The 10,561-nt window shown below is 62.9% G+C and carries 8 protein-coding genes and 1 pseudogene; 3 read left to right on the plus strand and 6 right to left on the minus strand.

Annotated features, from left to right (window positions below; translation table 11 throughout):
* Positions 1-248 (plus strand): UDP-2,3-diacylglucosamine diphosphatase LpxI (lpxI, locus tag EN984_RS09180; RefSeq protein ID WP_127383710.1); only part of this gene is annotated, 248 nt, incomplete at its 5' end.
* The gene (lpxB, locus tag EN984_RS09185; protein ID WP_127272197.1) at positions 241-1,419 is read left to right on the plus strand and encodes a lipid-A-disaccharide synthase; all 1,179 of its coding nucleotides are present in this window, start codon (positions 241-243) and stop codon (positions 1,417-1,419) included. The genes lpxI and lpxB, both read left to right, overlap by 8 nt.
* A 47-nt stretch (positions 1,420-1,466) precedes the next feature.
* Here lpxB and gltA read toward each other — a convergent pair whose 3' ends face one another.
* Both gltA and gltX read right to left on the minus strand, forming a co-directional pair.
* Positions 1,467-2,795, minus strand: a complete 1,329-nt coding sequence (gltA, locus tag EN984_RS09190) for a citrate synthase (RefSeq protein WP_127270290.1) — start codon at positions 2,793-2,795, stop codon at positions 1,467-1,469.
* Between the two features lie 185 nt (positions 2,796-2,980).
* Positions 2,981-4,405, minus strand: coding sequence for a glutamate--tRNA ligase (gltX, locus tag EN984_RS09195; RefSeq protein ID WP_127270289.1), 1,425 nt, complete (start codon positions 4,403-4,405; stop codon positions 2,981-2,983).
* Positions 4,406-4,507: 102 nt separating this feature from the next.
* Between gltX and EN984_RS09200 the strand changes: the two genes are divergently transcribed.
* Complete coding sequence (locus EN984_RS09200; protein ID WP_127272196.1) at positions 4,508-6,970, plus strand: ComEC/Rec2 family competence protein; 2,463 nt, start codon at positions 4,508-4,510, stop codon at positions 6,968-6,970.
* On the opposite strand, the gene lexA is transcribed toward EN984_RS09200, so the two are convergent.
* From lexA to EN984_RS09220, 4 genes and pseudogenes are all read right to left on the minus strand, one after another.
* Positions 6,964-7,704, minus strand: a complete 741-nt coding sequence (gene lexA / locus EN984_RS09205; protein ID WP_127272195.1) for a transcriptional repressor LexA — start codon at positions 7,702-7,704, stop codon at positions 6,964-6,966. The genes EN984_RS09200 and lexA overlap by 7 nt on opposite strands.
* Before the next feature lie 408 nt (positions 7,705-8,112).
* Positions 8,113-9,360, minus strand: a complete 1,248-nt coding sequence (gene kynU / locus EN984_RS09210; RefSeq protein WP_127272194.1) for a kynureninase — start codon at positions 9,358-9,360, stop codon at positions 8,113-8,115.
* 71 nt (positions 9,361-9,431) lie between these two features.
* Entirely contained in the window at positions 9,432-10,268 is an 837-nt protein-coding gene (kynA, locus tag EN984_RS09215) for a tryptophan 2,3-dioxygenase (RefSeq protein WP_127270200.1), read from the minus strand.
* Positions 10,265-10,561: pseudogene (locus EN984_RS09220) on the minus strand (2-aminobenzoate-CoA ligase); the annotation flags it as partial. The gene kynA and the pseudogene EN984_RS09220, both read right to left, overlap by 4 nt.

Here is a 10,561-nt window from a genome sequence, read left to right on the forward strand (position 1 = left end):
GCCGTATTGCGGGCAAGACCCGCGGCGTCCTCGTCAAGTGCTCCCAGCCCGGTCAGGAACTGCGCGCCGATCTTCCATCCATCGGTCCGCAGCCGGTCGAGGCAGCGCACGCGGCCGGACTCGCCGGCATTGCCGTCGAGGCGGGACGCTCGCTGATCCTCGAAGGTCCTGAAACCATCGCGCGCGCCAATGCACTTGGCCTGTTCGTCCTTGGCCTGCGTGCCGCCACGGAGCCGCGCAATGGCTGACAGGGCATTGAAGATCGCAATCGTTGCCGGAGAGGAGTCTGGCGACCTGCTCGGTGCCGACATAGTGCGCTCGCTCAGCCAGGCTGTGGGGCGCGAGGTGCAACTCGTCGGCCTCGGCGGCCGTCATTTGCAGGCGCTGGGACTGGTCTCGCCATTCGATGCCGGCGAGATCGCCCTGATGGGGTTCAGCGCCGTTCTACGCGACCTGCCGCGCCTGATGCGGCGGATCAGCCAACTGTCCAAGACCGTTGCCGACGAAAAGCCGGACTGCATGGTCACCATCGACAGTCCGGACTTTTCGTTGCGCGTCGCCAAAAAGGTGCGTGCGGCCAACCCGTCGATTCCGATCATCCACTATGTCTGCCCGAGCGTGTGGGCGTGGCGGCCGGGCAGGGCGGTGGCGATGAAGCCCTATGTCGACCACATCCTCTGCATCCTGCCGTTCGAGGTCAAGGAGCTCGAGCGGCTCGGCGGGCCACCGGGCACCTATGTCGGGCATCGCCTGACCCACGATGCGGGTTTGCTGGCCGCAGCCAAGGCGCAGGAACTACCGCGCGACCTTTCTCCTGATCGCGTCAAGACCCTGCTCGTCCTGCCCGGTTCGCGGCGTGGCGAGGTACGGCGGCTGCTCGACCCGTTCGGCGAGACGGTGTCGATTCTGCGTGCGCGTGGCCACCGCCTGCGGCTGCTGCTGCCGACCGTTCCGCATGTCGCCGAGCTCGTCAAATCCTCCGTCAACCGCTGGGATGAAAAGCCTGAGATCATCGTCGATTCCCAGCGCAAATGGCAGGCTTTCGGCAAAGCCGATGCGGCGCTGATCGCGTCCGGGACGGTATCGCTGGAACTGGCGCTGGCCGGCGTGCCGATGATTTCCTGCTACAGGCTCGACCCGGTCGCGCGGGTCTTGGCGCCGTACCTCGTTTCCGTCTGGTCGGCGCTGCTGCCCAATCTGATATCGGATCGAGCGCTTATTCCGGAATTCTACGACGGCTACATCAAGCCGAACAATCTGGCCCGGCAATTGGAAGCCCTGTTCGCCGACAGCGGCATGCGCGCCTGGCAGAAGAATGGATTTGCAGAGATCACGCGGCGCATGGCGACGGATAGACCGTCCGGCGAGATCGCCGCGCAGGTGGTGATGCGGTATGTCAAGAGAGGGAATAGTCAGTAGGGAAGTTCACCGTCCCTACTGCCTACTGCCCAATCCCTACTCCCAATTCACCGCTTGGCGATCGGCACGTAGTCACGCTCGGGTGCGCCGGTATAGAGCTGGCGCGGGCGGCCGATCTTCTGGCGCGGATCCTCGATCATCTCTTTCCACTGTGCGATCCAGCCGACGGTGCGGGCGACCGCGAACAGCACGGTGAACATGGTGGTGGGGAAACCCAGCGCCTTCAGCGTAATGCCGGAATAGAAGTCGACATTCGGGTAGAGCTTCTTCTCGATGAAATAGGGATCGGTCAGCGCGATCTTTTCCAGTTCCATGGCGATGTCGAGCAGCGGATCGTCCTTGATGCCGAGCTCGCCCAGAACCTCATGCGCCGTCTTCTGCATGATCTTGGCGCGCGGATCGTAGTTCTTGTAGACGCGGTGGCCAAAGCCCATCAAGCGGAACGGGTCGTTCTTGTCCTTGGCGCGAGCGATGAATTCGGGGATGTGATCGACATGGCCGATCTCGCCAAGCATGTTGAGCGCCGCTTCATTGGCGCCGCCATGCGCTGGGCCCCACAGGCAAGCGATGCCGGCGGCGATGCACGCGAACGGGTTGGCGCCCGACGAGCCGGCGAGACGAACGGTCGAGGTCGAGGCGTTCTGCTCGTGGTCGGCGTGCAGAATGAAGATGCGCTCCATGGCGCGCGCCAGCACCGGGTTGATCTTGTATTCCTCGCACGGCACGGCAAAGCACATGTGCAGGAAGTTGGCGGCGAAGTTCAGTTCGTTCTTCGGGTAAATGAAGGGCTGGCCGATGTGGTATTTGTAGGCCATCGCCGCGATCGTTGGCATCTTGGCGATCAGCCGCATGGAGGCAACCATGCGCTGGTAGGGGTCGGAGATGTCGGTGGAGTCGTGGTAGAAGGCCGACAGCGCGCCGACCACGCCGCACATCACCGCCATCGGGTGCGCGTCGCGGCGGAAGCCGGTGAAAAAGCGCGACATCTGCTCATGCACCATGGTGTGGCGCGTCACACGATAGTCGAAGTCGTCCTTCTGCGCCTTGGTCGGCAGTTCGCCGTAAAGCAGGAGATAGCAGACCTCGAGGAAGTCGCCGTGTTCGGCCAGTTGGTCGATCGGATAGCCGCGGTGCAGCAGGATGCCGGCATCGCCGTCGATGAAGGTGATTTCCGACTCGCAGCTTGCCGTCGAGGTGAAGCCCGGATCGTAAGTGAAGGCGCCGGTGGTTGAGTAGAGCGAGGCGATGTCGATGACATCAGGCCCGACCGAACCACTTCGCACCTTGAATTCATGGGTCTTGCCGGCGAATGCAAGCGTTGCCGTGGCCTCCTGGGTCTTGCCGCCCAAATCCATTTTTTTCGCAGCTTCGGTCATTGCAAACTCCTTCTTGTTTCCTCATGCCGGCAAAGGCAAAATTCTGCAGAGCGACACGTCGAAAATCACCGCAATGCGCGTATTCGCCACCGCATTTCAGGAGGTGCGTGCCAGATTGGGCCAAGGCCTAATGTTGCACTGCGAAACCCGCCTTTCAATGCCAATCTTCTTGGGCCAGTTTGCTCCTAATCGATTTGATCTGAGATGCGCGCCAGGCTTTCCTCGCGGCCGAGCACGGCGAGCACATCGAACACGCCCGGCGAGGTGCTTTTGCCGGTCAACGCAGCGCGCAAAGGCTGGGCCACCGCGCCGAGCTTGTGACTGCCGGCCGCTGCCACCTCGCGTATCGCCGCCTCCGCCGAGGCGGCTGTCCAGTCACTCGCAAGCCCGTTCAAAGCTTCGTGAGCACTGCGCAGGATCTTGCGGGCATCGTCGGTAAGCAGAAGGGCCGCCTTGTCGTCGATCGGCAGGGGGCGCGTGGCGAACAGGAAGGCCGCGCCATCGACGAGCTCGACCAGCGTCTTGGCGCGGTCCTTCAAGCCCGGAAGCGCTGCCAGCAACTGCGCCTTGGTGCTGTCGTTCAGGCGCGCGGCGATCGCCGGGCCACCTTCGAGATAGGGCAGGGTAGCGATGAAGATGTCGAACAGTCGGGCATCGCTCATGCGGCGCATATGCGCGCCGTTGATCGCCTCCAGCTTGGCGAAGTCGAAGCGCGCCGCGCCCTTGTTGACATCGCCGATGTCGAACCACGAGATCATATCCTTGATCGACATGATCTCGTCGTCGCCATGGCTCCAGCCAAGGCGCGCCAGGTAATTGAGCAGCGCCTCCGGCAGGTAGCCCATGGCGCGATAGGCCTCGACGCCAAGCGCGCCGTGCCGCTTCGACAGCTTGGCGCCATCGGCGCCGTGGATCAGCGGGATATGCGACATGGACGGCACGTTCCAGCCCATGGCGTTGTAGATCACGGTCTGGCGAGCGGCGTTGGTCAGATGATCGTCGCCGCGAATGATATGGGTGACTCCCATATCATGATCATCGACGACGACGGCATGCATGTAAGTGGGATTGCCGTCAGAACGCAGGATGATGAAGTCATCGAGATCCTTGTTGGGAAAGCGCACCTCGCCCTGGACACGGTCATGGACGATGGTCTCGCCGTCGGTCGGCGCCTTGATACGAATGGCGCCCTTGACGCCTGCGGGCGCCTCAGAGGGGTCGCGGTCGCGCCAGCGGCCGTCATAGCGGGGCGGCAGCCCCTTGGCTCTGGCGGCCTCGCGCATGGCCTCCAGTTCGGCCGGCGTGGCATAGCAATAATAGGCCTTGCCCATGCGCACGAGCTCCTCAGCCACCTCGCGGTGGCGCGGAGCACGCTCGAACTGCGACACCGGCTCGCCGTCCCAGCTCAGGCCAAGCCAGGAAAGCCCGTCGAGGATGGCAGCCGTCGCGGCTTCATTGGAGCGTTCGCGGTCGGTGTCCTCGATGCGCAGCAGCATCGTGCCGCCAGTGTGCTTCGCATACAGCCAGTTGAACAGCGCCGTGCGCGCGCCGCCTATGTGCAGATAGCCGGTGGGCGAAGGGGCAAAACGGGTGACGACCTTGTCGGACATGGAACTCTCGGAAACCATCTGAAGCGGGGTGCGGTTGCGCGGGCTTTCGCGCGCCCGGCGTTCATGTAGCATAGGGTGTCGAGGGCGCAAGGGGCAGACCCGATGGCTGGACGAGGCTGGGGCTCGGATCAGGGCGAGGACGCTGCCATCGGCGTCAGCGAACGGTCCCTGTTTGCGCCTCGGCCAGCCCCATTGCCGCCGCCATCGCCCCTTGTGCCGGATCCCGGCAAGGCGCCCTTGCAAGCGGATGTCGCCGCCTCTGTTCCTGTTGCCGAAACCGGCAGGATCGTTCGCGTGCGCCGGCAAATCAGCCTGACATCACTGCCTCGCCTGCGCCACAGCGTGAACACGGCGGCGAGCCTGGAACTCGACCGGGGCGTGGCCTTCCTGCTGGTGCCGGTCTGCCTGGCGATCGGAGCGATCGGCTATTTTTCGCTGACGGCTGAACCCGACTTTGCGAGACCTGTCGCGGTTGTCATCTTGACGGGGATCTGTGCGCTGGTCTCGCGCTCATGGCCAAAGACCCATCTGTGTTTCATGGCGGCGCTTTTGTGCGCCCTAGGACTGCTTGCTGCCAAGGTCGAGACGTGGCGTGCGGGCACACAAATGTTGGGCTCGGAAATCTCGACGCAGGTGACCGGCCGCGTCGTCTCGCTCGACCGGATGGAAACTGGCCGTATCCGGCTGACCATCGACGTGACGTCGACCGCAAGACCGAAACTGCGCTATGCGCCGGAACGGGTGCGGCTTTCGGCACGCAAGATCCCGGCTGACGTGACCGCAGGCTCCCTCATCACTGGATATGCCAAGCTTTTGCCGCCGACTGGGCCGGTGCGGCCGGACAGCTATGATTTCTCCTTCGACAGCTATTTTGCCGGCATCGGCGGCAGCGGGTTCTTTCTCGGCAACCCCAAGCTTGTCGTCAGCGACGGTGGCGACATGCCGCTGCCGGCCCGAATTTCCTCTAGCGTGGAAAATGCCCGCGAGGCCATCGCCGACCATATCAGGGCGAGCGTCGGCGGCGCCGAAGGCGAGATCGCCGCGGCGCTGATCGTCGGCGTGCGCGCCGGCATTCCCGATGACATCAATGAGGCGATGCGACGTACCGGCATCTACCACATCATCTCGATTTCGGGACTGCACATGGCGCTGGTCGCAGGCACCATCATGGGCTTGCTGCGCGGCGCCTTCGCCTTGTTTCCCGACTTTTCCGCGCGTCGCCCGGTCAAGAAGTATGCCGCCTTCGCCGCACTGTTCTCGATCGCGGCCTATCTCATCATCTCTGGAGTCGTCGTTGCCGCCGAGCGCAGCTTCATCATGCTGGCGGTGATGCTGATTGCCGTGCTGTTCGATCGAGCAGCACTCACCATGCGCAATCTGGCGATCTCGGCGATCGCCGTCATCGTGGTGTCGCCGCATGAGGTGGTCGGCCCGAGTTTTCAGATGTCGTTCGCCGCGACCGCGGCTCTGGTCGGCGCCTATGCCGGCTGGGCCGATCACCGCGCGGGAAAAGCAAGACCGCCGCCCCCAAAGCGATCCATGCCCGGTTTCCTGACGCGAAAGTTCGTGCTCGCGGCAACCGGCCTTGCCATGACCTCCATCATCGCCGGCAGCGCCACGACGCTGTTTGCCATCTGGCATTTTCAGCGTGTGTCGCCGCTCAGCCTGTTCGCCAATCTGGCGGTTATGCCGATCGTCACCGTCGTCATGTTCCTGGCTGTCGCAAGCGCGCTGCTGATGCCTTTCGGATTGGATTGGCCGGCCCTCTACCTGATGGGCAAGGGCCTGACGGTGATGATCGCCATATCGGGTTGGATCTCCGAACGTTCGCCTGTCGATGGGGTTGGGCTGATTTCGCAGCAATCTGTCCTGCTGGTGACAATTGCCCTGGTCATCGCGACGATGGCGACAACTTGGCTGCGGCTCGCTGCTCTGCCATTCGCGCTGGCAGGCTTGCTGACCGTCTCGGATACGCGCACGCCGGATGTGCTGATCTCGGAAGACGCCCGGCTGGTGGCGTTGCCGATCGGTGGCGGCGAGCTTGCCGTCAGCCGGGAACGGCCGAACGAATTCACCGTCGACAACTGGAAACGCGCCCTGACATCAGAAACCATCGTCGTGCCAGAGGTGTTCGACAAGAGCGATGGGCAATTCGACGTCGCGGACGCCGTTGAGCTACCGCCGGGATCGCCGTTCTATTGCTCCTCAGGCGTTTGCGTGGCCAGGCATATGTCCGGTGCGATCATTGCCTATGTCGAGGACCGCAAGGACACCTGGAAAGCCTGTGGCTTCGCCGAGCTGATCGTCATCAATGACGCCACCGCCTATGACGCCTGTCACAATCCGCTGGTTCTCGTCATCACCAAGCGGCAACTGGCTCGCAAAGGCAGTGCCGCGGTCTTCTTCGATCGCCAATCGGCGACCACGCCGGCGACAATCAGCTTCGCGGTGAACAGCCCATATCGGCCCTGGCACACGCAACGCAAATACTCTCGTGAGGCGAGGGGGCTGGCACCCTTCAAGAAACCCGAGAAGCCAGCGGCCAACCCGCAGCCGCCTCAGTAGCGGCGGATGAGGCCGACGAGCTTGCCTTGCACCTTGACCCTGTCTGGGCCGAAAATACGGGTTTCATAGGCCGGATTGGCGGCTTCGAGAGCGATGGAAGCGCCCTTGCGGCGGAACCGCTTCAGCGTCGCTTCCTCTTCATCGACCAGCGCCACGATGATCTCGCCGGGGTTCGCCGTGTCGGCATTACGGATGATGACGGTGTCGCCGTCGAAGATACCGGCCTCGATCATCGAGTCGCCCTTAACCTCCAGCGCATAGTGGGCGCCGCCCATGATCATGTCCGGCGGCACCGAGATCGAATGCGTCTGATGCTGGATGGCATCGATCGGCACACCGGCGGCGATACGGCCCATGACCGGTATCGACACGGCGGAGACCGCATCGTCATCATTGCCGGGCGAGGGCATCCGCGAAGGCGCCGGCTTGATCTGCCGGCCAAGGGCACCACCCTGACCGAGACTGCCCTGGATGACGCTTGGCGAAAACTTCTTTGCCGCGTTGAGGCCGGGCGCGATCGAGTCCGGCAATCGCAGCACTTCCAGCGCGCGTGCCCGGTTGGGCAACCGGCGAATAAAGCCGCGCTCCTCAAGTGCGGTGATCAGCCGATGAATCCCGGATTTGGAGGCAAGGTCGAGCGCCTCCTTCATCTCGTCGAAGGATGGCGGAATGCCGCTCTCCTTCAGGCGTTCATGGATGAACATCAGCAGTTCATGTTGCTTGCGTGTCAGCATGGCGGCCCCCAGATTACCTGAAACCAGAATCGAAAAACAAACCCAGAACAAACACTATCTGTTCCAGTTGTGTTCTGCAACCGTTTAAAGTTTAATGAATTTGTTAAGGCTGCTGAAATTATTTGGGCTTGCCAGCGGGTCGCGATCGACAGGCGCCAACCACGGCAATGCGCCTGCTCACATTGAAACCATTATGGTTAATGACCTGTGGCTCATCCTCGACCCAAGGCTTGGCATCATCTGCCGATCGACCTCCACAAGGGACGCTATCAATCTTCGGGACGTTCGTTTGCCGTGAACGAAACGGAGCCAAAACGCCAACGTCTGTTGGCATTTGTGGCTGGAATCAGCCCTCCGTCATCTGCCGGGCAGTGAGGGCGGCGACGGCAAATCGCGGGGATCGTTGCGTCAGGTAACGGCTTCCTTGACGGCGAAACGCTGGTCCTTCCATGCGCCCGTGCGCAGAATGTCTTCTAGCACTTGAACCGCCAGCCACACATCCTTGTAGCCGATATAGAGGGGCGTGAAGCCGAAACGGATGGTCGATGGCGCGCGAAAATCACCGATGACGCCGCGCTCGATCAGCGCCCGCATGATTTGATAGCCGTGATCGTGAAGGAACGACACCTGGCTGCCGCGCCTGGTCGCGTCGCGGGTGGTCTCCAGCGTGAGGCCATAGGCGCCGCACTTTGCTTCGACGAGCTGGATGAACAGTTCCGTCAGCGCGACGCTCTTTTTTCGCAATGCCGCCATGTCGACGTCGTTCCAGATGGCAAGCGCGCCTTTGAGCGCCCGCATCGACAGGACCGGCTGGGTGCCGCACAGAAAGCGGCGGATACCGGTGCCGGCAACATACCCCCGTTCGAAGGCAAAGGGCCGCGCATGGCCCCACCAGCCGCTGAGCGGCTGGCTGATATCGCCGTGATGGCGCTGCGCGGCATAGATGAAGGCCGGTGCGCCCGGACCGCCGTTGAGGTACTTGTAAGTGCAGCCGATGGCGAAATCGGCATTTGCGTGATCGAGCTCGACGGGCAGGGCGCCGGCGGTGTGGCATAGATCCCAGACGATCAGCGCTCCGGCCGCATGAGCCTTGCGCGTCAGCGCCGCCATGTCGCGCAGTTCACCCGATTTGTAGTTGACGTGGTTGACCAGCACCACCGCGACGTTTTCGTTGATCAGCTCTTCGATAGTGGGCGCGTCGACGCCCGCGAGGCGCAGCAGGACGCCGTCCCGTGTCGAGGCCACGCCTTCGGCGATGTACAGGTCGGTGGGGAAACTGTCACCCTCGGCGACGATGACCGACCGGCCCGGCCGAATCTCCAGCGCCGCATGCAGCACCTTGTAGATGTTGGTCGACGTCGTGTCGCAGACGACGGTCTGGCCGGCCGCGGCTCCAATCAGGCGTCCGAGTTGATCGCCGAGTTCGATCGGCATCTCGAACCATCCGGCCGTATTCCAGGCTCGGATGAGGTCCTGGGCCCATTCCTGGGTTGCCGCCTGCTGCAGCTCGCCGAAAACGGCATGAGACGCTGCCCCCAGTGAATTGCCGTCGAGATAGATCACCCCCTCCGGCAGAATGAAACGGTCGCGCATGGCCCGCAGCGGATCTGTGGCATCCATCGCTTCGACTGCGGCGAGATCAGGAAATCCACTCATGGTCAGTCAGTCCCCGGTTGTTCGCGAAGGGTGTTCCGCCGCCGCGCGTCGCTGTTTTCATTTCGACGATGTCAGAGCCGGGTGCGGACCGTCCACAGTTCCGGGAACAGCACCACCTCGAGCATCTTCTTCAGATACGAAGCACCCGACGTGCCGCCGGTGCCGCGTTTCAGACCGATGATGCGCTCAACCGTGGTGACGTGGTTGAAGCGCCAGCGGCGGAAATAATCCTCGAAGTCGACCAGCTTCTCTGCCAGTTCGTAGAACATCCAGTAGCGCTGCGGATCGCGGTAAATGGTTTGCCAGGCGACCAGCACCTCTTCATTCTCGGTTCGCGTCTCACGCCAGTCCGTGCGCTTGGCATCGGCACCGATGTCGAATCCGTTGCGCGCAAGCAGCAGCAGCGCTTCGTCGTAGAGCGATGGTTCGGTCAGGATCGCTTCCAGCTTTCCGCTCAGGTCGGGCCGGTGCTTGTGCGGCCCGAGCATGGCCAGGTTGCGGTTGCCGGCCATGAACTCGATGGCGCGATACTGCCAGGACTGGAAACCCGAGGACTGGCCGAGCGCGTCGCGGAACTCGGTGTATTCGCTCGGCGTCATCGTCCGCAGCACATCCCAGGCATTGTTCAGCTGCTCGAAGATCCGCGCAACGCGCGACAGCATCTTGAAGCTCGGCTCGAGCCGGTCGGCGCGGATGGAACGGATCGCGGCTCCAATCTCGTGTAGAGCGAGCTTCATCCAGAGTTCGGAGGTCTGATGCTGGATGATGAACAGCATCTCGTCATGCGCCGATGACAGCGGCGTCTGGGCCTCCAGCACTTTCTCCAGGTGCAGGTAGTCGCTGTAGGACATGCGCTCCTTGAACGACATCTGGGCGCCTTCGGACGCCGGATCGTATGGCTCGCTCAATCGATTTTCTCCGTGCGCAGCCGGAAGCGCTGGATCTTGCCGGTCTGGGTCTTGGGCAGAGCGGCGATGAATTTTACCGATCGCGGATATTTATAGGGCGCGATCATTGCCTTGACATGGTCCTGCAGGCGCTTGGTGGTGAGGGCGTCGGGCGCGACGCCCTGCGCTAGCACGACATGCGCCTCGACGATCTGGCCGCGCTCGGCGTCCTCGGCGCCAATGACAGCGCATTCGGCGACGTCCGGGTGCGCCAGCAGCGCCGCCTCGACCTCGGGACCGGCGATGTTGTAGCC

Source organism: Mesorhizobium sp. M7A.F.Ca.CA.004.12.1.1 (genome assembly GCF_003997835.1).
Taxonomy (GTDB): Bacteria; Pseudomonadota; Alphaproteobacteria; order Rhizobiales; family Rhizobiaceae; genus Mesorhizobium.